General features: G+C 60.8%; 23 protein-coding genes. 15 read left to right on the plus strand and 8 right to left on the minus strand.

Annotated features, from left to right (window positions below; all coding sequences use genetic code 11):
* Positions 1-27: 27 nt before the first annotated feature.
* The 5 genes from VOI23_RS00315 (at position 28) to VOI23_RS00335 (ending at position 3,254) form a co-directional block, all read left to right on the plus strand.
* Positions 28-342 carry a DUF1244 domain-containing protein gene (locus VOI23_RS00315; protein WP_323779823.1) on the plus strand — a complete coding sequence of 105 codons (315 nt, stop codon included), beginning with the start codon at positions 28-30 and terminating at the stop codon, positions 340-342.
* Positions 343-376: 34 nt separating this feature from the next.
* A complete protein-coding gene (locus VOI23_RS00320) occupies positions 377-1,186 on the plus strand; it encodes an enoyl-CoA hydratase/isomerase family protein (protein WP_323779826.1) in 810 nt (269 codons plus the stop codon).
* A gap of 140 nt (positions 1,187-1,326) precedes the next feature.
* Positions 1,327-2,121 carry a class III extradiol ring-cleavage dioxygenase gene (locus VOI23_RS00325; RefSeq protein WP_323779829.1) on the plus strand — a complete coding sequence of 265 codons (795 nt, stop codon included), beginning with the start codon at positions 1,327-1,329 and terminating at the stop codon, positions 2,119-2,121.
* 109 nt (positions 2,122-2,230) lie between these two features.
* The gene (locus tag VOI23_RS00330) at positions 2,231-2,866 is read left to right on the plus strand and encodes a DUF5671 domain-containing protein (protein WP_323779831.1); all 636 of its coding nucleotides are present in this window, start codon (positions 2,231-2,233) and stop codon (positions 2,864-2,866) included.
* A complete protein-coding gene (locus tag VOI23_RS00335) occupies positions 2,856-3,254 on the plus strand; it encodes a hypothetical protein (RefSeq protein ID WP_323779834.1) in 399 nt (132 codons plus the stop codon). The genes VOI23_RS00330 and VOI23_RS00335 overlap by 11 nt, the downstream gene beginning before the upstream one ends.
* A gap of 5 nt (positions 3,255-3,259) precedes the next feature.
* On the opposite strand, the gene VOI23_RS00340 is transcribed toward VOI23_RS00335, so the two are convergent.
* From VOI23_RS00340 to dgcN, 3 genes are all read right to left on the minus strand, one after another.
* Positions 3,260-4,123, minus strand: a complete 864-nt coding sequence (locus VOI23_RS00340) for a D-amino-acid transaminase (protein WP_323779837.1) — start codon at positions 4,121-4,123, stop codon at positions 3,260-3,262.
* An 11-nt stretch (positions 4,124-4,134) separates the two neighbouring features.
* Positions 4,135-5,100 carry an N-acetyl-D-Glu racemase DgcA gene (gene dgcA / locus VOI23_RS00345; protein ID WP_323779840.1) on the minus strand — a complete coding sequence of 322 codons (966 nt, stop codon included), beginning with the start codon at positions 5,098-5,100 and terminating at the stop codon, positions 4,135-4,137.
* An 80-nt stretch (positions 5,101-5,180) separates the two neighbouring features.
* The gene (dgcN, locus tag VOI23_RS00350; RefSeq protein ID WP_323779843.1) at positions 5,181-6,182 is read right to left on the minus strand and encodes an N-acetyltransferase DgcN; all 1,002 of its coding nucleotides are present in this window, start codon (positions 6,180-6,182) and stop codon (positions 5,181-5,183) included.
* A gap of 274 nt (positions 6,183-6,456) precedes the next feature.
* On the opposite strand from dgcN, the gene VOI23_RS00355 reads away from it, so the two are divergent.
* Positions 6,457-7,416 (plus strand): L-malyl-CoA/beta-methylmalyl-CoA lyase, encoded by a 960-nt coding sequence (locus VOI23_RS00355; RefSeq protein WP_323779845.1) that lies wholly within the window; start codon positions 6,457-6,459, stop codon positions 7,414-7,416.
* A gap of 203 nt (positions 7,417-7,619) precedes the next feature.
* Here VOI23_RS00355 and VOI23_RS00360 read toward each other — a convergent pair whose 3' ends face one another.
* From VOI23_RS00360 to VOI23_RS00375, 4 genes are all read right to left on the minus strand, one after another.
* Complete coding sequence (locus tag VOI23_RS00360; RefSeq protein ID WP_323779848.1) at positions 7,620-7,877, minus strand: hypothetical protein; 258 nt, start codon at positions 7,875-7,877, stop codon at positions 7,620-7,622.
* Positions 7,874-8,446, minus strand: coding sequence for a DUF2953 domain-containing protein (locus VOI23_RS00365; RefSeq protein WP_323779851.1), 573 nt, complete (start codon positions 8,444-8,446; stop codon positions 7,874-7,876). Before VOI23_RS00365 ends, VOI23_RS00360 begins: the two co-directional genes overlap by 4 nt.
* Positions 8,443-8,802 carry a GerW family sporulation protein gene (locus tag VOI23_RS00370; protein ID WP_323779854.1) on the minus strand — a complete coding sequence of 120 codons (360 nt, stop codon included), beginning with the start codon at positions 8,800-8,802 and terminating at the stop codon, positions 8,443-8,445. The genes VOI23_RS00365 and VOI23_RS00370 overlap by 4 nt, the downstream gene beginning before the upstream one ends.
* A 118-nt stretch (positions 8,803-8,920) precedes the next feature.
* Positions 8,921-9,373: an Lrp/AsnC family transcriptional regulator gene (locus tag VOI23_RS00375; protein WP_323779857.1), complete on the minus strand. Its 453-nt coding sequence runs from the start codon at positions 9,371-9,373 to the stop codon at positions 8,921-8,923.
* Positions 9,374-9,445: 72 nt separating this feature from the next.
* Between VOI23_RS00375 and VOI23_RS00380 the strand changes: the two genes are divergently transcribed.
* Together VOI23_RS00380 and VOI23_RS00385 are read left to right on the plus strand one after the other, a co-directional pair.
* Positions 9,446-10,045, plus strand: a complete 600-nt coding sequence (locus VOI23_RS00380; protein ID WP_323779860.1) for a LysE family translocator — start codon at positions 9,446-9,448, stop codon at positions 10,043-10,045.
* Positions 10,042-10,668, plus strand: coding sequence for a hypothetical protein (locus VOI23_RS00385; RefSeq protein ID WP_323779863.1), 627 nt, complete (start codon positions 10,042-10,044; stop codon positions 10,666-10,668). The genes VOI23_RS00380 and VOI23_RS00385 overlap by 4 nt, the downstream gene beginning before the upstream one ends.
* Here the strand turns inward: VOI23_RS00385 and VOI23_RS00390 are convergent.
* The gene (locus VOI23_RS00390) at positions 10,655-11,290 is read right to left on the minus strand and encodes a GyrI-like domain-containing protein (protein ID WP_323779865.1); all 636 of its coding nucleotides are present in this window, start codon (positions 11,288-11,290) and stop codon (positions 10,655-10,657) included. The two genes, VOI23_RS00385 and VOI23_RS00390, sit on opposite strands and share 14 nt — an antisense overlap.
* A gap of 150 nt (positions 11,291-11,440) precedes the next feature.
* Here VOI23_RS00390 and VOI23_RS00395 point away from each other — a divergent pair, with 150 nt between their 5' ends.
* The 7 genes from VOI23_RS00395 (at position 11,441) to VOI23_RS00425 (ending at position 19,517) form a co-directional block, all read left to right on the plus strand.
* Complete coding sequence (locus VOI23_RS00395; RefSeq protein ID WP_323779868.1) at positions 11,441-12,403, plus strand: acetyl-CoA carboxylase carboxyltransferase subunit alpha; 963 nt, start codon at positions 11,441-11,443, stop codon at positions 12,401-12,403.
* Positions 12,404-12,493: 90 nt separating this feature from the next.
* Positions 12,494-13,387: a LysR family transcriptional regulator gene (locus VOI23_RS00400; protein WP_323779871.1), complete on the plus strand. Its 894-nt coding sequence runs from the start codon at positions 12,494-12,496 to the stop codon at positions 13,385-13,387.
* A 95-nt stretch (positions 13,388-13,482) separates the two neighbouring features.
* The gene (locus VOI23_RS00405; protein ID WP_416376490.1) at positions 13,483-13,962 is read left to right on the plus strand and encodes a formate dehydrogenase subunit gamma; all 480 of its coding nucleotides are present in this window, start codon (positions 13,483-13,485) and stop codon (positions 13,960-13,962) included.
* Positions 13,959-15,485, plus strand: coding sequence for a formate dehydrogenase beta subunit (locus VOI23_RS00410; protein WP_323779874.1), 1,527 nt, complete (start codon positions 13,959-13,961; stop codon positions 15,483-15,485). Before VOI23_RS00405 ends, VOI23_RS00410 begins: the two co-directional genes overlap by 4 nt.
* Before the next feature lie 109 nt (positions 15,486-15,594).
* Entirely contained in the window at positions 15,595-18,477 is a 2,883-nt protein-coding gene (gene fdhF / locus VOI23_RS00415; protein ID WP_323779876.1) for a formate dehydrogenase subunit alpha, read from the plus strand.
* Positions 18,478-18,534: 57 nt separating this feature from the next.
* Positions 18,535-19,293: a formate dehydrogenase accessory sulfurtransferase FdhD gene (fdhD, locus tag VOI23_RS00420; protein ID WP_323779878.1), complete on the plus strand. Its 759-nt coding sequence runs from the start codon at positions 18,535-18,537 to the stop codon at positions 19,291-19,293.
* Positions 19,290-19,517 carry a formate dehydrogenase subunit delta gene (locus VOI23_RS00425; RefSeq protein ID WP_323779881.1) on the plus strand — a complete coding sequence of 76 codons (228 nt, stop codon included), beginning with the start codon at positions 19,290-19,292 and terminating at the stop codon, positions 19,515-19,517. The genes fdhD and VOI23_RS00425 overlap by 4 nt, the downstream gene beginning before the upstream one ends.
* Positions 19,518-19,534: the final 17 nt, after the last annotated feature.

Genomic DNA, 19,534 nt, shown 5'->3' on the forward strand with positions numbered 1-19,534 from the left:
TCCACAAACACTACCTTAGGAGCCACCATGGACGACCAGACCCGTATCGAGCTTGAAGCCGCCGCGTTCCGCGCTCTGCGCGAGCACCTGATGGACAAGCGCACAGATGTGCAGAATATCGACCTGATGAATCTCGCCGGTTTCTGCCGCAACTGTCTCAGCCGCTGGTACATGGAGGCCGCCAATGAACGCGGCATCGAGATGAGCAAGGACGAGGCGCGCGAGATTTTCTACGGCATGCCCTATGACGACTGGAAAGCGCAAAACCAGACAGCAGCCAGCGTCGCGAAGCAGGAAGAATTCAAGAAAGCCTTTGCCGAAAATGTAGGCGGTGCGGATTGATCCCTGACCAACAGGCAAAACCCAGAGGTCAGGAATGACCGAACAGTTCGTCAGTATTGAACGCGCCGAAACACCGCTTGGGCAACGTGTAGCCATCGTCCGCTTCGATACCGGCAGCAAGGCAAACGCGCTGTCGCAGGAATTGATGCGCCAACTGACCGCAGCGGCGCGCAGTTTCGAAGGCGACGCGGACACCAACGCGATCATCCTGACCGGCCGCGCCGACCGGTTCTGCCTTGGGATGGACCTGAAAGACCCCGAATTCCAGACCGCGCTCGACCTGCCGCTGAACGAACGCCGACAATTGCTACAACTCGGCCCCCGCATGTGTAAAGCCTGGGAAGACCTGGAACCGATGACCATCTGCGCCATCGAAGGCTGGTGTGTCGGCGGCGGCGTCGCGCTGGCGGCGTCGCTGGACCTGCGTGTCTGCAGCCGATCTTCGCAATTCTACATCCCCGAAATAGAACGCGGCCTGAACATGAGCTGGGGATCGCTGCCCCGCATCGCGGGCCTGATCGGCCCGGCCCGGACCAAGCGGTTGACCATCATCGCTGAACAGATCAATGCGGAAACGGCCGAAAACTGGGGCTGGGTGGACTACATTGCCGAAGACGGCATGGCGATGGGCAAGGCCATTTCTGTCGCCGACAAGATCGCGGCGATGCCGCCCGTTGCCGTCAGGATGATCAAGCAGGGGATCGAGACCGCGACGAAACCGCTCAATCGCGCGGTCAGCGCGACGGACATGGACCAGTTCGCCCTGATGCAATCCTCAACGGATCATGCAGAGGGCGTGGCGTCTTTCCTTGAACAGCGTGACGCGAAATTCACCGGCGGCTGAACGGCAACCCATCGACCACCGCAGGCCTGGAGTCGTCCTTTCCGCACAAAGGCTGTTCGTCAATGGGCCTATTGATCATGTCATGCCACGGCTAAGTTGCAGCCAGCAGCAACAACCGATCATCATGACCGAGGTGCCCGATGTCACGACTTCCCACCTATTTCATATCCCATGGCGGCGGTCCGTGGCCTTGGATACCGCAAATGGCCGCCGAGCTGGAACCGTTGGCCGCCTCTTTCCGCGCCATGCCCGGCGAAATTGGGCAGAAACCCAAGGCGGTTCTGATGATCTCGGGTCATTGGGAAAGCGACGAATTCGCGGTAATGCATTCTGCGCGGCCGCCGATGGTCTACGATTACCACGGTTTCCCGCCCGAAACCTACGAAATCCAATACCCTGCCCCCGGCGCGCCCAATCTGGCCGAAGAAGTGGCGCAGATGATCCATTCTGCGGGATTGCCGACGCGGCTGGATGACGAATATGGTTATGATCACGGCACATTCGTTCCAATGGCAGTGATGTATCCGGACGCCAACATACCGTTGTTTCAGGTTTCGATGCGACACAATTACGATCCGGTCGAACATTTCGAACTTGGCCGCGCCCTGGCACCATTGCGCGACCGTGGCGTGCTGATCGTCGGGTCAGGGCTGAGCTATCACAATCTGCGCATGTTCGGCCCGGCCGCCAAGACCCCTTCGACCGTGTTTGACGACTGGCTGACCAAAACGCTCGCCTTGCCACCAGCAGAACGCAAACAAGCAATTATGGAATGGGAAAAGGCACCGCAAGCCCGGATCTGCCACGCTCAGGAAGACCACCTAGTGCCGCTTTTTGCCGCCCTGGGGGCCGCCGAAGACGATCCCGCGACCCAAGTCTACCATCAGACCAATATTCGTGGTGGCGTAACGGCGTCGAGCTTCCGCTTCGGTTAGCTGCTACTTGACCAGAAGTGAAGCGGACCGGCAAACTGGCAGTCGAAATTTCGTGCCTCACGGCTCCTGAAATGCCATCCTTGCCGCACGAAAGCGTGGGAGGGAACCAATGCGCCCGGCTGATCAGCTTGCCCAATTCGTGGCCGAAGCCCTGAAGGAGGGAAGGTCGCGCGACGACATCGCCACCGCCCTGCAACAGGCAGGTTGGGCCGCGAACGAAGTTTCCGACGCCCTGAGTGCCTGGGCGGACACCGGTTTCATCCCGCCGGTGCCGCGCCCCCGCCCCTATGTTTCAGCACGCGAATCGTTTCTCTACGGGCTGATGTTCCTGGCACTCGCGATGAGCGCTTGGAACATCACAACGCTGGGGTTCGAACTGATCGACCTGTGGCTACCCGACCTGACCAACCGATATAGTCGCTATGATATCAGCACCGTACGCTGGTCAATTTCCGTTCTGGTGGTGTTTTTCCCACTGTTCTTGTGGATGAACAGCCGCGCCCAAAGCGCCGCCAAGGCCGATCCCGGCAAGCGCCGCTCGGCAGTGCGCAAATGGTTCGGCTACATTACCCTGTTTCTGGCCGCGATCACGCTGCTGGGTGATCTGATCGCAGTGATCTACGCGCTGCTCAGCGGTGACCTGACCGCCCGTTTCATCGCCAAGGCGGCGTTGGTGGCGCTGACTGCTGGTCTTATCTTCGGCTATTTCCAGGGGGAAACTAAGGAGGCCGGCAATGCAAGTTGACCGCCTGTCCCAGATCACGCTGACCGCGCTTGTCGCGGGGCTCGTGGTGTTCGGTTTGCTGACCGTCGGCGGCCCAGGCAAAGGCCGGATGGAAAAACGCGACGAAACAAGGTGGTCAGATCTGCAAGAACTCAGTGCTTACATCCGCTGCGTGGCAGATACCGATGGCGAAACCCTGCCCGGCTCGCTTGACCCGGCGGTGGGTACCTGCCAGCGCGACTTACGGCTGGAAGATCCGTTTAACGGCGCGCCCTACAACTATGCCCGCGTCTCTGACACGGCCTACCGGCTTTGCGCCGGGTTCGAGGATCCCGATTGGCTGGTCGAAACCGGCGGCGCGGTTATCGACCGCGCCACCGGATGTGTGCAATTTACCTACACGCCCTGAAGCGCTCAGATTCCCGACTTGATGCTTTCTTCGAGATAGATTTCGCGCAACCGCTTGGCCACCGGCCCGGGCTTGCCGTCGCCTACCTTGGCACCGTCGATTTCAACCACCGGCATCACGAATGTACTGGCCGAAGTCACGAAAGCCTCGTCCGCATCCTGCGCCTCTGCAATGGTGAAAGCGCGTTCCTCGACTTCCATCTGCGCTTCGCGGGCGAACCGCAGAACTGCCGCGCGGGTGATCCCGTGCAGGATGTCGGTACTCAGGTTGCGAGTGATGATCTTGCCGCCCTTGACGATATAGGCGTTGTTCGAGGTGCCTTCAGTCACCTGACCGTCTTCGACCAGCCAGGCATCGTCACAGCCTTCCTTCTTGGCCGCCATCTTGCCCATCGACGGATAGAGCAGCTGCACCGTCTTGATGTCGCGGCGACCCCAGCGGATGTCTTCGATCGAAATGACCTTGATGCCCTTCTTGGCGACCGGGTTATCGGCCAGGCCGGGCTTGGACTGGGTGAACAGGACCAGCGTCGGCTTCACCACTTCGGGATCGGGGAAGACGAAGTCGCGGTCACCGGCCGAGCCGCGCGACACCTGCAGGTAGATCATGCCCTCGTCGATGCCGTTCAGGTCCACCAGCTTGCGATGAATTTCCAGCAGGTCGTCGAAGGCTTCGGGCTTTTCCATCTCCAGCTCGTTGAGCGAGCGTTCCAGCCGCGCCAAGTGGCCTTCGAAATCGATCAGCTTTCCACCCAGAACGGAAGTCACTTCGTAAACCCCGTCCGCCATCAGGAAGGACCGGTCGAAGATCGACACCTTGGCTTCGGTTTCGGGCAGGTACTCACCGTTGACATAAACGGTACGGGTCATGGGCTGTCTCCTTATCCCCACAGCGCCGCAACGGGCGGATGTACCCCTGCGGCGTCGAATTGCAATGCGTTATCGCGGTCTTCGGCTAGAAGCAGCGGCCCGTCAAGGTCCGTCACCATCGCGCCTTGCGCCACCAGCGTCGCGGGGGCCATCGCCAGTGAACTGCCGACCATGCAGCCGACCATGACCTTGTACCCCGCCGCCAACGCGTCTTCACGCAGCAACAGCGCCTCGGTCAGCCCGCCGGTTTTATCCAGCTTGATGTTGACGACATCATATTTGCCCTTCAACCCGGGCAGCGACGACCGGTCATGACAGCTTTCATCGGCGCAGACCGGAACCGGGCGCTCCATCCCCAACAGCGCGTCGTCCTGCGCGGCGGGCAGGGGCTGTTCCACCAATGCCACACCCAAGCGCACCAGATGCGGTGCCAGATCGGCATAGACCTCGGCACTCCAGCCTTCATTGGCATCCACGATGATCGTTGATTTCGGTGCTCCCGCACGAACCGCTTCCAGACGCGCCATATCGTCGGGTGTGCCCAGCTTGATCTTCAGCAAGGGCCGGAACGCGTTCACTTCAGCCTGCGCCCGCATCGCGTCGGGTTCGTCCAACGACAATGTATAGGCGGTGATCTCTGGTCCCGGCGCGGCCAACCCGGCCAATTGCCAAACCCGCTTGCCTGCCTGCTTGGCTTCCAGATCCCACAGCGCGCAATCAACCGCATTGCGTGCGGCCCCGGCCGGCAACAGGGTCTGCAACGCCGCGCGGTCGACATCCGACGGCAGGCTCAAAATCTCTTCGGTCACGCTGTCGAGCGTTTCATCATAGCGGGCATAAGGCACGCATTCGCCCCATCCGGTCACCCCGGCGCGGGCCACCTTCACCGTCAGAACCTGCGCCTCGGTCCGTGCGCCCCGGCTGATCCGAAACACCTGCGCCAGCGGAAATACATCTCTTTCGACGGTAATCGTCACGCGCCCCATCCCCTTCTTCTTGGTCCAAATACTCAAACCGGCGGGCCACCCGCCACCGGGTGCCCCGCCTGCCGTTTCAATCAGATCGCCGCCAGCGCGTCCACCAGGTTGCCCGCACCGAACCGGAACGGATCGGTCGCCGGCAGGCCCAGATCGACCTCGACCTTGGCCAGATAGGCTTTGGCATCTGCTTCGCTCATATGCTGGGTGTTGATCGCATAGCCGACCACCTGTGCCGCCGGGTTGGCCACCCGGGCCAGTTCGGTCGCCATATCGCGCACCGCTTCCAGGCTGGGCAACTTGTAGCCCGGCAGCCCGCGCATATGATCCCGCGTCGGTTCATGGCAAACGATCAACGCGTCGGGCTGGCCGCCGTGGATCAGCGCCATGGTCACGCCGGAATAAGACACGTGGAACAGGCTGCCCTGACCTTCGATGATATCCCAGTGATCGTCATCATTGTCGGGCGTGATATACTCCACCGACCCGGCCATGAAATCAGCCACCACCGCATCCAGCGGCACACCGTCGCCAGTGATCAGAATTCCGGTCTGACCGGTGGCGCGGAAATCGGCCTTCATGCCACGGTCGCGCATTTCCTTTTCCAGACACAGGGCGGTGTACATCTTACCCACCGAACAATCTGTGCCGACGGCCAGAACCCGCTTGCCGGTCCGCTTGACGCCGTTGGCGATGGGATAATCGACTTCCGGCACGCGCACATCGTGCAGGCTGCGTCCGGTCGCCTCGGCGACCGCGACCAGATCGGCCTCGTCACGCAGCAGGTTATGCAATCCGCTGGCCAGATCGAAGCCTTCTTCCAGCGCCGTCACCAGCACCTTTTTCCAGGCTGGGCTGATCACCCCGCCGCGATTGGCCACGCCGATGACCAAAGTCTTGGCACCAGCGGCCTTGGCTTCTTCCAGCGTCATGTCGGTCAGACCCATATCGGCCTTGCAGCCGTCCATACGGAATTGACCAACCGCGAATTCCGGGCGCCAGTCCTTGATGCCCTGCGCCACTTTTGCGGCCAGTTGGTCGGGCGCATCGCCCAGGAACAGAAGATAAGGGGTCTCAATCATCGTTTCGGCCTTTCAATCATATGTCCCGACCCATTCTCCAGATTCGCAACAGGATTGCTTTGCGAATTCATCACGATATTGCGGCGCAGAAAGATATTTCTGCGAAATTTGACCTTATGTTCGAAGATTTTCCCAATATTCTGCAAGCTTGAACAAACATCCACCATAGCCGGTGGAAATTGCCGCGACTGCAAAATGAACTTGCGCAGAGGTGCGCAATTTAATAACCCTCGACGGGAAAATTTCGCAATTTCGTTACCCGAAGGATGATGCCATGAGCTTCCGTATTCAGCCCGCCGCCCCTGCCCGCCCGAACCGGTGCCAACTGTTCGGCCCGGCCTCCAATACCAAGCTGTTCGCCAAGATGGCGACCTCGGCGGCGGATGTGATCAATATCGACCTCGAAGATTCGGTCGCACCATCGGATAAGGACACCGCCCGTGCCAACGCGATCGAGGCGATCAATACGATCGACTGGGGCAATAAATACCTCTCGGTGCGGATCAACGGTCTCGACACGCCCTACTGGTACCGCGACGTGGTCGACCTGCTGGAACAGTGCGGCGACCGGCTGGACCAGATCATGATCCCCAAAGTGGGCTGCGCCGAAGATGTCTATGCCGTCGATGCGCTGGCCACCGCGATCGAACGCGCCAAGGGCCGAACCAAGCCGATCAGCTTCGAGGTGATCATCGAATCCGCCGCTGGCATCGCCCATGTCGAAGCCATCGCTGCCTCTTCCCCCCGCCTGCAGGCGATGAGCCTCGGGGCAGCCGATTTCGCCGCCTCGATGGGGATGCAGACCACCGGCATCGGCGGCACCCAGGAAAACTACTACATGCTGCATGAGGGCGCGAAACATTGGTCCGACCCGTGGCACTGGGCCCAGACCGCCATCGTCGCCGCCTGCCGCACCCACGGCATCCTGCCGGTGGACGGGCCGTTCGGCGATTTCTCTGACGATGACGGCTTCGTCGCCCAGGCGAAACGCTCCGCCACGCTGGGCATGGTCGGCAAATGGGCGATCCACCCGAAACAGATCGCGCTGGCCAATCAGGTCTTCACCCCGTCCGAGGAAGCCGTTTCCGAGGCGCGCGAAATCCTCGCCGCAATGGAAGACGCCAAGGCCAAGGGCGAAGGCGCCACCGTCTACAAGGGCCGCCTGGTCGACATCGCCAGCATTAAGCAGGCCGAAGTTGTCGTCGCACAGGCTGACCTGATCGCCAACAGCTGATCCGCAACGGATAACGTAAAGCGGCGGTCCCTCTCCCCGGGCCGCCGTTTTCCGTTTCTTCTTGGCCAAAACACTCCGGGGGGGGCGAGGAACACCGGGAAATTGATCCAGTGAATCAATTTCAGTGACGGGCGTGCTCCGCGCGACCGGGGGCAGCGCCCCCTCCGCTTCGCCGCAGAGCGAAGCGCATCCTCACACTCGAATCAGACCTCTCCCAACCCGTCCCGAAACGCCGATAGTGCCCCCGGGTACAGGCGCTCGACCGCCTCCTCGCTCATCCGTTCGCCTTGCACATTCCAGCAGGACAGCCCGTCAGGCCCCTGTAGCAGAAACGCCTCCGGTGCCTTTTCCCCGGCAAAGAAGACCCCGCCGCCCAGCGCAGCCCCCCGCACCCGCCGGGTGCTGATCGCCGCCACGCGCCCCTGCGGCAACCTGACAAATTCGATATCGTATGCGATCATCGCACCGGCCCGAATGCCCGCCAGGCAAAGCGCAGAATCGGCGGCAGCAGCGCGATGGGCGTGATCCGCAACGCTGCCCGCAACCGGCCGTCCAGGCAGGCGTCATTGAAATCGGGCTTCAGCGTGATGCTCACCCGCTTTGTCTGTATGCCATAGAGGAGCGGCGACACCATGCCGAACACCGCCCCGGTATCTGCGGGATCGCCGGTGCCGAAGCGGCCGGTGAGCCGGAACTCCTCCAACTCGATCTGCCGCAGCAGACCGCGCAGCAGCGCCGGAAATTCGCCCACCATCCGCGCCGATCCCTTTCCCTGCCACGCCTTGCGGCGCTTCGGTTGCTTCCGGGGCTTCTTCTCGCGCGGCTTTTCCGGTTTCGCGCTGTCATAAACCGTCATCGCGGGAATTACCCCACCCAACAGCCCAATGGTGAAGCGCAACCGCGCCGCCGTGCCGAGCTCGCCGGTCATGGCAAAGCGCACCGGCAGCGCGACCAGCACCAAGATTGCCAGCAGCAGGGCCAGCAATAGCAAAAGCAGAATCTGAACGGCCAGCCACATGGCCGCGGTCACGTCTCGGTGCTGGCCTTGCCCTGCCCGGACAGTTTGGACCCAGCGACCTTCGACGCGGCATCGACCAGGATTTCGGCGACGTTGGACACCGTGCCCTTGATCGCCTCGACCCGCGCGCCTTCGCCGTCGAACACGATCGCGCCCACCGGCTTGATCCCGCCGCCCGCGCCTGTCCCGGCGCCGCCGCCCGATTTGGCATCCTCGCCGCCCGCGGCGCCGAAGCCGAAACCGTAGCTGACGATCGGAATCACCGTCGCGCCTTCGCGGTCAATCGGTTCGCCCAGCACGTTGCGCGCGTTCAGCAGCCTGTCGAGTTCCTCGACCGTTCCCTTCAATAGCTTTTCAACATCTTGCATCTGAAATCTCCCGTCGCGGGTCCACCCCGCCACCCGAGATGTTGCCCAGGACTGGACGTTCGACCATGATCTGTATCACGGACGGGGGCAGGATCGGGGCGATTCGGTAGAAATCAGTTCAGGCGCGCTCGTCCTTAGGCGATTCCATCACCACGTAGGTGGTGATCGAATTCACCTGCGGCAGGGTGCCCAGCACGTCAGTATGGAAGCGTTTGAAATCGGCCAGATCGTGCACCTCGACCCGCAACAGATATTCGATGGAACCGGTGATGTTGTGGCATTCGCGTACTTCCGGCGACCGCGCCACCGATCGTTCGAACGCTTCCTGGCTGCCCTTGGTATGCTGGTTCAGCCCAACCGCGATGTAGGCGGTAAAGCCACCGCCCCGCGCCACCGGGTCGATCACCGCGCGATAGCCCTTGATCACGCCGCTGCGTTCCAGATCCTGGACCCGGCGCAAACAGGCTGAAGGCGACAACCCAACCTTTTCCGCCAGATCGAGATTGCTGATCCGGCCATCAATGGACAGTTCACGCAATATCTTTTTGTTAATAATGTCTATCTTCATCATTTATTGCAGCAGTACATTCTTTTTGCATCAATACGCAATTTAAATGCAATCCCACCGGCATAGCATTGCGCCATGACTTATGATCTTATTCCCGGGCTTGCCGCCTTTGCCTTCGCCTCGTCCATCACACCGGGGCCGAATAATATGATGCTGCTCGCCTCCGGGGCGAATTTCGGTTTTCGCCGCTCGATTCCGCATATGCTGGGGATCGGCATCGGCTTCAGCGTGATGATCCTTCTGGTCGGGCTGGGCTTGATCCGGCTATTCGACGCGGTGCCACTCAGCCACACGGTTCTGCAAAGTGTTGGGATCGGCTATCTGCTTTGGTTGGCATGGAAAATCGCCAATGCCGACATGCCCGAAGCAGGCAAGAGTTCCCGCCCGATGAACTTCGTTCAAGCGGCGGCGTTCCAATGGGTCAATCCCAAGGCATGGCAAATGGCGCTGACCGCGATCACGCTTTACGCGCCGGACCGGTCGATCTGGGCCATCGGCTTCGTGTCGCTGGTATTCGGCCTGATCAACCTGCCTTCGGTCAGCACCTGGACTGTACTGGGCCAACAGATGCAGCGGGTTTTGTCGTCGCCACTGCGGTTGCGGAGCTTCAACATATTCATGGCGGTCTTGCTTGTGGCCTCGGTGATCCCCGTGCTCTACTCTGCGCAGCCATGACCCTGTCTCTGATCCACACTGCCGAAGGACACCGCAACACGTTCGACCGGTTACGCGACAGCATTGCGCCGGGCACCGATCTGAATCATCTGGTACGGCCTGACTGGCTGGCACGGGCGCAGCAGGGAATAGACTCGACACTGACCGATGAAATCAACGACGCCATCACGACGCTGGACGGTCCGGTGTTGTGCAGCTGCACCACGCTTGGCCCTGTTGCCGAGACGGCAGGAGCCATTCGTATCGACCAGCCGATGATGCAGGTCGCAGCACAAAGCGGCGGCACGATCCTGATCGCCTATTGCCTGAAATCCACTGAAGCGCCAAGCCTGTCGCTGCTCAAGCGCGAGATGGACCTTGCTGGCAACAAAAACGGGATCGAGCCGCTCTTTCTCGGGGTCCATTGGCGGCTTTTCGAAACCGGCGACAACGATGGTTTCGTCACCGCCATCGCAGAATCGGTTCGCGCGACGGCTGCGAACCGAAGTGATCTCGGCGCGGTGGTGCTGGCACAGGCGTCAATGGCAGCGGCGGCGGGCCGCCTGAGCGATCTGAATTTCCCCGTCCTCAGTTCCCCCGAAATGGCATTTCGCGCAGCGCTGGAGCAGGTCAGGCGGGTTTAACCGGCTGGCGCAGGATCGTCTTCAGCTTCTCCGGCGCGACGCGGCGCGGATCAGACAGGTAGATTTCATGGTGATCCCCGGCAAAGGTCAGCCCCATGCCCGGCATGACCTCGTGATGCAGCGCCGCCAACACCGGAGCCTCATCGGCATAGGACCCGGAATGCAAAGTCTGCAAACAGTCGCCTTCCTCAAAGCGCCACAGCCCGACCGCTTCGACATGATCCGCATCGGTGACGCTGTCCTTTGCCTTGACCAGCTTCGCCAGTGTCTTCGCGTACGCCGCGTTCAGCATATCCTCGGTCACAGCCTCGGGCATCCGTAGCATCGCCTTCCAGCGCCAATGCGCTCGATCCCCGGCAACAAAGGCCGCCATATCGTCGGCCCACCACAGGGCTTCGAGTGGCGGCACCACGAAATCCCGCCCCTCGGCTTTCATTGAAAATTTGATCGCATAAGCCAATGGATAAAGCGCTGCAATCGACGCGGCATAGGCAGCTCCATTCGGATCGCCCTGTCCCTCAATCGCCAGAAACGTCATCTGCGGCACCCGTACCCGGTCCCAACGCCCGGTTCTGCCGCTATAAAACGGTTTGTCGGTCTTTTTGAAATCCAGTTTATCCATCGCGCTCCTCCACCAAGCCGGGCCCACCCGTCCCATACAAACCGACACCGCCACCCGCCGCCTTGCGCCCGATCAAAAAGCATTGCCAGTTGCATCTGGAACGTGTCGCCGCCATATATCCAGCCAATAACGGCTGGAGAATGACCTATCATGACCAACTACCTCGACTTTGAACGCCCGCTTGCTGAAATCGAAGGCAAGGCAGAGGAACTGCGCGCCATGGCGCGGCAGAACGAGGAGATGGACATCGAAGCCGAAGCCGCGGCACTTGATAAGAAAGCGGGCAACCTGCTCAAGGATCTTTACAAGGATCTGACCCCGTGGCGGAAATGTCAGGTGGCACGCCATGCCGACCGCCCCCATTGCAAGGATTACATCGAGGCGCTGTTCACCGAATATACGCCGCTGGCGGGCGACCGGAATTTTGCCGACGATCACGCCGTGATGGGTGGGCTGGCGCGGTTCAACGATCAGCCGGTTATCGTACTGGGCCAGGAAAAGGGCCATGACACCAAAAGCCGGATCGAACGCAATTTTGGCATGGCCCGGCCTGAGGGTTACCGCAAGGCGGTACGGCTGATGGAAATGGCGGAAAAATTCGGCCTGCCGGTAATCACCCTGGTCGACACTTCCGGCGCCTATCCGGGCAAGGGCGCCGAAGAACGCGGCCAGTCCGAAGCGATCGCGCGCTCGACGGAAAAATGCCTGCAAATCGGTGTGCCGGTGATCTCGGTCATCATCGGTGAAGGCGGATCGGGGGGGGCCGTTGCCTTTGCCACCGCCAATCGTCTGGCGATGCTGGAACATTCGGTTTACTCGGTGATCAGCCCCGAAGGCTGCGCCTCGATCCTGTGGAAGGACGCCGCCAAGATGCGTGAAGCCGCCGAGGCGCTGCGCCTGACCGCGCAGGACCTGAAGAAACTGGGTGTCGCCGATCACGTTATCAACGAACCTCTGGGCGGTGCGCATCGCGACCGCGACGCCGCCATGCAGGCAGTGGGCGATGCGATCGAAAAGATGCTGAGCGAACTGTCTGGCAAAACCGGCAAGGAATTGATCAGTGACCGGCGTAAGAAATTCCTCGACGTAGGGTCAAAGGGACTGGCAGCCTGAGTCGGCCTTTCCCGCCCCGGAAAACAATGCGAAATCCACACCGGATTTCGCCCCCTTTCGCCACTCGGTATTAACGGCGATACTCAGCGTATGATCGACAAACTGGAAATGTTCATCGCGCTGGCCCGAGAACAGCATTTCGGCCGCGCTGCCGAAAGCTGCGGCGTCACCCAACCCAGCCTGTCGGCTGCCATCAAACATCTGGAAGATCAGTTGGGCGTTATGTTGGTCTATCGCGGGTCACGATTTCAGGGACTAACCCCTGAGGGGCAGCGGGTACTCGACTGGGCCCGCCAGATCGTTGGCGACGCCAGAACGATGAAGGAAGAAATGCGCGCCGCGCGGCAGGGCCTGTCGGGCAATCTGCGCCTGGCGGTGATCCCAACTGCGCTCGCTCTGGTCGCCGATCTGACGGCAAAATTCGCCCGCACCCACCCGAAGGTCCGGTTCACCATCCTGTCGCGCACCTCCGTTGAAATCCTGTCGATGCTGGAAAACCTGCAAATTGATGCTGGTCTGACCTATCTCGACAACGAACCTCTGGGCCGGGTCAGCACAGTACCGATCTATGCCGAACGCTATGCGCTGATCCTCCGACGCGACCACCCCCTAGCCGACCGCTCCCGGATCGGCTGGGAAGATTTGGGCAACCTGTCGCTTTGCCTGCTGACCCCGGACATGCAGAACCGGAGAATCATCACGCAACACCTGTCCGAGGCCGGGATTGAAGCAGAACCAATGATCGAAGCCTCGTCTCTGATCGTGCTGATCAGCCATGTCCTGAAGGGCGATTGGGTCACGATTCTACCGTTGAAGGCCGCGGAGATCTTTCTCACGAGCGGCGAATTGGCCGCGATTCCCCTGCAAGCGCCCACAGCCAGCCATCGCGTCGGGTTGATTGCCCCCTATCGGGAACCGCATACGCCGGTGCTCGCGGCGCTTTTGGATCAAGCAGCGTCGCTATCGGACCGCTTCAACGATTGATAGGCATTCCCTATCGACTAACGAAACAACGATATTGATTCCCGATGTGAAAACGCGCCAGATCGCGCTAGTTTACCTTCAGGGAGGACTGTGCGGTGTCGAATTCCTCGCTTGCCGATACTCAATTGGACCGACTTCGGGATATTCTAACCAGACATGACGGGCTGGAAGGCCCGCTTTTGCCGATCCTGCATGCGATCCAAATCGAATTCGGACATATCCCCGCAGCCTCCATTCCCGTTATCGCCGAACACCTCAATATCGGTCGCGCCGAAGTACATGGCGTGGTCAGCTTCTACCATGATTTCCGCGATGCACCGGCAGGCCGCCACGTGGTCAAGATCTGCCGCGCCGAGGCCTGCCAGGCCGTTGGCGCCAAGGCGCTGGCCGATACGGCGCTGGCAAAGCTGGGGCTGGAATGGCACGGCACCACGGCAAATGGTGCGGTGACGATCGAACCTGTCTATTGTCTTGGGCTCTGCGCCTGTGGTCCGGCGGCAATGATCGATGACAAGGTGGTAGGCCGGGTCGATGCGGCCAGGCTTGACCGGATCCTGACGGAGGCGGGCGCGTGAAGATCTATGTCCCCCGTGACAGCGCCGCCAAGGCGCTTGGCGCCGATGCGGTTGCCGAAGCCATCGGGACAGAAGCAAAGGCGCGTGGCATCGAGGTGACGCTGCTGCGCAATGGCAGCCGTGGCATGGTCTGGCTGGAACCTCTGGTCGAGATCGAAACGGAAACCGGCCGGATCGGGTTCGGCCCGGTTGGCCCCGCCGATATCCCGGCCCTGTTCGGCGATCTGTCGACCCATCCCAAGGCCTTGGGACTGGTCGAGGAAATCCCGTTTTTCGCCCGCCAGACCCGGCTGACCTTTGCCCGCTGCGGTGTGATCGATCCACTGTCGCTGAGCGATTACGAAGCCCATGGCGGATTATCCGGACTGCGCCGGGCGCTGAAGATGGTACCCGAAGAAATCGTCTCCGAGGTCACCGAAAGCGGTTTGCGCGGACGCGGCGGCGCGGGATTTCCCACCGGCCTCAAATGGCAGACCGTGGCCGGTGCGCAAGCCGACCAGAAATACATCGTCTGCAATGCCGATGAAGGCGACAGTGGTACCTTTGCCGACCGGATGATCATCGAAGGCGACCCGTTCAGCCTGATCGAAGGCATGATCATTGCCGGGATCGCAACCGGGGCGACCAAAGGCTATGTCTATCTGCGATCCGAATACCCCGATGCCATCGCGGTCCTGCGCGAGGCTGTCCGGACAGGACAGACCAGCGGTCTGCTGGGCGCTGATCTACTGGGTTCGGGCCGCGCCTTCGACATCGAGATCCGCGTCGGTGCCGGGGCCTATGTCTGCGGTGAAGAAACCTCGCTGCTGAATTCGCTTGAAGGTAAGCGCGGCGTGGTCCGCGCCAAGCCGCCCTTGCCCGCGCTTGAGGGGTTCATGGGGAAGCCGACCGTGGTGAACAACGTCCTGTCATTGGCCACCATACCCGTGATTTTTCAAAAAGGCGCAAAGGCTTATGCCGATTTCGGCCTTGGCCGTTCGCGCGGCACCATGCCGATCCAGATCGCCGGGAACGTGAAATATGGCGGCCTGTTTGAAACCGCCTTCGGGATGCCGCTGGGCGTGTTGGTCAATGACGTGGCCGGCGGCAGCGCTTCGGGTCGTCCGGTTAAGGCGGTGCAGGTCGGTGGTCCGCTCGGGGCCTATATGGGCGTGAGCAAGTTTGACACCCCTTTCGGCTACGAGGAATTCGACCATCAGGGCGGGTTGATAGGCCACGCCGGGATCGTCGTGTTCGACGATACAGCCGACATGCTGGGAATGGCCCGGTTCGCGATGGAATTCTGCGCGGTAGAAAGCTGCGGTAAATGTACCCCCTGCCGGATCGGCGCGGTACGGGGCGTGGAAACGCTCGACCGGATCGCCGCTGGGGATGCGGGGGCCGTCGATCTGCTGACCGATCTTTGCGAGGTGATGAAAGACGGGTCGCTTTGTGCCCTGGGCGGCTTCACCCCGTTCCCGGTGATGTCAGCGCTGGAACAGTTTCCCGAAGAGTTTGCAGGCGTAAAGGAGGCAGCGGAATGAATTTTGACAGAGTTTTCGTCACGCCCTTGCGCGGCGATCCGCTGGGGGGCGCTGCCCCCGAGTCCCCCCGGGATATTTGCGAAAAGAAAAACGGCGGGAGGATTTTTCGATGAGAGATTTTGTCATTCCTGACGATCGCGACATGGGCACCGCCGCGTCGAAATCAACGGATATGGTCAACCTGACCGTCGATGGGTTCACGGTTACCGTGCCCGCAGGCACCAGCGTGATGCGCGCAGGCATGGAAGCCGGGATCGCGATCCCCAAGCTTTGCGCCACGGATAGCGTTGAGGCGTTCGGGTCTTGTCGGCTCTGTATGGTGGAAATCGAGGGCCGACGCGGTACGCCTGCCTCCTGTACCACGCCTGTATCCGAAGGCATGGTAGTACAAACCCAAAGTGCCAAACTGAAAAAGCTGCGCCGCGGGGTGATGGAGCTTTATATCTCCGACCACCCGCTGGATTGCCTGACCTGTGCGGCCAATGGGGATTGCGAATTACAGGATATGGCTGGTGCGGTCGGACTGCGCGACGTGCGCTATGAGGCCAAAATAAACCATTTCGAACCGCGCAACACCTCGGGGGAAGTCAATCCCGATTATATTCCGAAAGACACCAGCAACCCCTATTTCACCTATGATCCGGCGAAATGCATCGCCTGTTCGCGCTGTGTGCGCGCCTGCGAAGAGGTACAGGGCACTTTTGCCCTGACCATCGAGGGGCGCGGTTGGGACAGCCGGGTCTCTGCGGGCATGGCGGGCGATGATTTCCTGTCGTCCGATTGCGTCAGTTGCGGTGCCTGCGTACAGGCCTGCCCGACCGCGACCCTGCAGGAAAAATCGGTGATCGAACTTGGTACGCCGGAACGATCCGTACTTACCACCTGTGCCTATTGCGGCGTTGGCTGTACGTTCAAGGCCGAACTGCAAGGTGATGAACTGGTTCGCATGGTGCCCTACCGCCATGGCAAGGCGAACCGCGGCCATTCCTGCGTCAAGGGCCGCTTTGCCTATGGCTACGCCAATCACCGCGAACGCATCCTGAACCCGATGATCCGCGACAGCATCGACCAGCCATGGCGCGAAGTCGGCTGGGACGAAGCGCTGAGCTTTGCCGCCGATCGCCTGCGTGGACTTCAGCAGAAGCATGGCCGGCAATCCATTGGGGTGATCACGTCAAGCCGCTGCACCAACGAAGAAACCTATCTGGTGCAGAAACTGACGCGGGCCGTGTTCCACAACAACAACACCGATACCTGCGCCCGGGTCTGCCATTCACCCACCGGATACGGGTTGGGCCAGACCTTTGGCACCAGCGCAGGAACACAGGATTTCGACAGTATCGAACAAGCCGACGTGGTGGTCGTCATCGGTGCCAACCCCACCGATGCCCATCCGGTTTTCGCATCGCGCTTGAAAAAGCGGTTGCGCGCAGGGGCCAAGCTGATCGTGGTCGACCCGCGCCGTACCGATCTGGTTAAATCGAGCCATATTCGCGCCGCGCATCATCTGGCGCTGCGCCCGGGCACCAATGTCGCAGCCGTGACCGCGCTGGCCCATGTGATCGTGACCGAAGGCCTGATCAACGAAGACTTCATCCGAACCCGCTGCGATTGGGATGAATTTCAGGACTATGCGGCCTTTGTCAGCGATCCGCGGCACAGCCCCGAAATGACCGAGGCGCTGACCGGCGTTCCGGCAGACGAATTGCGCCAGGCAGCGCGGCTCTATGCGACGGGGGGCAACGGTGCGATCTACTACGGTCTGGGCGTAACCGAACATAGCCAGGGATCAACCACAGTGATCGGGATTGCCAATCTGGCGATGCTGACCGGCAATATCGGCCGCGAAGGCGTCGGCGTGAATCCGTTGCGCGGACAGAACAACGTTCAGGGCTCCTGTGATATGGGATCGTTCCCGCACGAATTGCCGGGCTATCGCCATGTCAAATTGCCCGAGGTGCGGGCGATTTTTGAGGATGCCTGGGGCGTCAAGATCGATCCGGAACCGGGGTTACGGATTCCAAATATGCTGGACGCCGCCGTAGAAGGCACTTTCAAGGGGCTTTATTGTCAGGGCGAAGATATCCTGCAATCGGACCCTGATACCAAACATGTGGCGGCGGGTCTGGCGGCGATGGACTGCGTGATCGTGCATGATCTCTTCCTCAATGAAACCGCCAATTACGCTCATGTTTTCCTGCCCGGGTCGAGTTTTCTGGAGAAAGACGGCACCTTTACCAATGCCGAACGTCGCATCAACTTGGTGCGCAAGTTGATGGCGCCGAAAAACGGCTATGCAGATTGGGAAGTGACCCAGTTGCTGGCCAACGCAATGGGTGCCGGATGGCACTATACCCACCCCGCCCAGATCATGGCAGAAATCGCCGCCACCACCCCCAGTTTTGCCGGTGTGACCTATGATCTGATTGAGGAAAAAGGCTCGATCCAATGGCCCTGTAACGAGGCCCATCCCGAAGGCACCCCGACCATGCATGTCGATGGATTCGTGCGCGGCAAGGGGCGGTTCATCGTTACTGAATATGTGGCGACGGATGAAAAGACCGGGCCGCGCTTCCCGCTGCTGCTGACCACCGGGCGGATCCTGAGCCAATACAATGTCGGGGCGCAAACACGGCGCACCGAAAATGCAGTCTGGCACGATCAGGATCTTCTGGAAATTCATCCGCATGATGCCGAAGTCCGCGGTGTTAAGGATGGCGACTGGATCAAGCTGGCTTCGCGGTCTGGCGAAACCGCGCTGAAGGCAAAAATCACTGACCGGGTCAGTCCCGGCGTCGTCTACACCACCTTCCACCATCCCGACACGCAGGCCAATGTGATCACCACCGACTATTCCGATTGGGCCACCAATTGCCCGGAATACAAGGTGACAGCGGTACAGGTTTCAATGTCGAACGGTCCCTCGGATTGGCAGGAAAGCTATGCCGAACAATCCAAGCGGTCGCGGCGCATCCTGCCGGCGGCGGAGTAGGCGATGCAGCGGCGCGCCTCTCATATCCTCCCGGTTCACACCTCTGGCCCGGCCGGCATGCGAGATCTGGATCGCGCTCTGCCCGCCGAAATGCCGGTTGCGCTGGTCTATAACGGATCTACGCTGGCGGTGATGATGGCCTCTCCGGCCGACCTGACCGATTTCGCCCTTGGCTTTTCGATGACCGAAGGGATCGTCGGGTCTGCACAGGAACTGGGCGAAATCGAAGTGATCGAACATGAACGCGGGATCGAACTGCGGATGTGGCTGCCCAAGGACAGGGCCACCGCCATTGCCGAGCGACGCCGTGCCATTGCCGGGCCAGTGGGCTGCGGGCTGTGCGGGATCGACAGCCTTGATCAGGCGCTGCGACCGCTGCCCCGTGTCGGGACCGGCACGACCCTGCGTGGGAGGGACGTCGCAATTGCCACCGATGCATTGCGAAACGTGCAGCCCTTGCATGACGAAACCCACGCCGTGCATGCCGCAGGATTCTACCGTCCCGGCGACGGTATACTGTGCGCCCGCGAAGATGTCGGACGACATAATGCGTTGGACAAGCTGGCCGGAGCCCTGACACTGCAAGGCGAAAACCCGGCCTCGGGCGCTTTGGTCGTAACCAGCCGGTTATCTTCGGAGATGGTGCAGAAGGCCGCGATGATCGGAGCACCGATGCTGATCGCAGTCTCTGCCCCCACCGCTTTGGGGGTCCAACTGGCCGAAGAGGCGGGTATTACCCTTGTCGCCCGCGCCAGGAACGGTCAATTCGACATTTTCACCCATGCCGAACGCATCGACACCGGAGGCCCACAATGAAGCCTGACAAACTGATCTATATGGCAAACCAGATCGCAACATTTTTCGAAAGCAAACCGCATGACGAAGGTGTGCAGGGCGTTGCCGATCACATCAGCGATTTCTGGGAACCGCGAATGCGGCTGCAACTGTTCGAGCTGCTGGATGCAGGCGCGGACGGGTTGAAACCTCTGGTGATCGAAGCCGCGCCGAAAATCCGAAAACCGGATATGGCGACAGGCTAACAGCTGCGCAACGCGCC

The organism is Thalassovita sp. (genome assembly GCF_034670005.1).
Lineage (GTDB): Bacteria > Pseudomonadota > Alphaproteobacteria > Rhodobacterales > Rhodobacteraceae > Thalassobius.

Bases quoted from the DNA above. Each gene is read 5' to 3' on its own strand.
- VOI23_RS00315 (WP_323779823.1), top strand. From the start codon at position 28: ATGGACGACCAGACCCGTATCGAGCTTGAAGCCGCCGCGTTCCGCGCT.
- VOI23_RS00320 (WP_323779826.1), top strand. From the start codon at position 377: ATGACCGAACAGTTCGTCAGTATTGAACGCGCCGAAACACCGCTTGGG.
- VOI23_RS00325 (WP_323779829.1), top strand. From the start codon at position 1,327: ATGTCACGACTTCCCACCTATTTCATATCCCATGGCGGCGGTCCGTGG.
- VOI23_RS00330 (WP_323779831.1), top strand. From the start codon at position 2,231: ATGCGCCCGGCTGATCAGCTTGCCCAATTCGTGGCCGAAGCCCTGAAG.
- VOI23_RS00335 (WP_323779834.1), top strand. From the start codon at position 2,856: ATGCAAGTTGACCGCCTGTCCCAGATCACGCTGACCGCGCTTGTCGCG.
- VOI23_RS00340 (WP_323779837.1), bottom strand. From the start codon at position 4,123: ATGACCCGTACCGTTTATGTCAACGGTGAGTACCTGCCCGAAACCGAA.
- dgcN (WP_323779843.1), bottom strand. From the start codon at position 6,182: ATGATTGAGACCCCTTATCTTCTGTTCCTGGGCGATGCGCCCGACCAA.
- VOI23_RS00355 (WP_323779845.1), top strand. From the start codon at position 6,457: ATGAGCTTCCGTATTCAGCCCGCCGCCCCTGCCCGCCCGAACCGGTGC.
- VOI23_RS00360 (WP_323779848.1), bottom strand. From the start codon at position 7,877: ATGATCGCATACGATATCGAATTTGTCAGGTTGCCGCAGGGGCGCGTG.
- VOI23_RS00370 (WP_323779854.1), bottom strand. From the start codon at position 8,802: ATGCAAGATGTTGAAAAGCTATTGAAGGGAACGGTCGAGGAACTCGAC.
- VOI23_RS00375 (WP_323779857.1), bottom strand. From the start codon at position 9,373: ATGATGAAGATAGACATTATTAACAAAAAGATATTGCGTGAACTGTCC.
- VOI23_RS00380 (WP_323779860.1), top strand. From the start codon at position 9,446: ATGACTTATGATCTTATTCCCGGGCTTGCCGCCTTTGCCTTCGCCTCG.
- VOI23_RS00385 (WP_323779863.1), top strand. From the start codon at position 10,042: ATGACCCTGTCTCTGATCCACACTGCCGAAGGACACCGCAACACGTTC.
- VOI23_RS00390 (WP_323779865.1), bottom strand. From the start codon at position 11,290: ATGGATAAACTGGATTTCAAAAAGACCGACAAACCGTTTTATAGCGGC.
- VOI23_RS00395 (WP_323779868.1), top strand. From the start codon at position 11,441: ATGACCAACTACCTCGACTTTGAACGCCCGCTTGCTGAAATCGAAGGC.
- VOI23_RS00400 (WP_323779871.1), top strand. From the start codon at position 12,494: ATGATCGACAAACTGGAAATGTTCATCGCGCTGGCCCGAGAACAGCAT.
- fdhF (WP_323779876.1), top strand. From the start codon at position 15,595: ATGAGAGATTTTGTCATTCCTGACGATCGCGACATGGGCACCGCCGCG.
- fdhD (WP_323779878.1), top strand. From the start codon at position 18,535: ATGCGAGATCTGGATCGCGCTCTGCCCGCCGAAATGCCGGTTGCGCTG.
- VOI23_RS00425 (WP_323779881.1), top strand. From the start codon at position 19,290: ATGAAGCCTGACAAACTGATCTATATGGCAAACCAGATCGCAACATTT.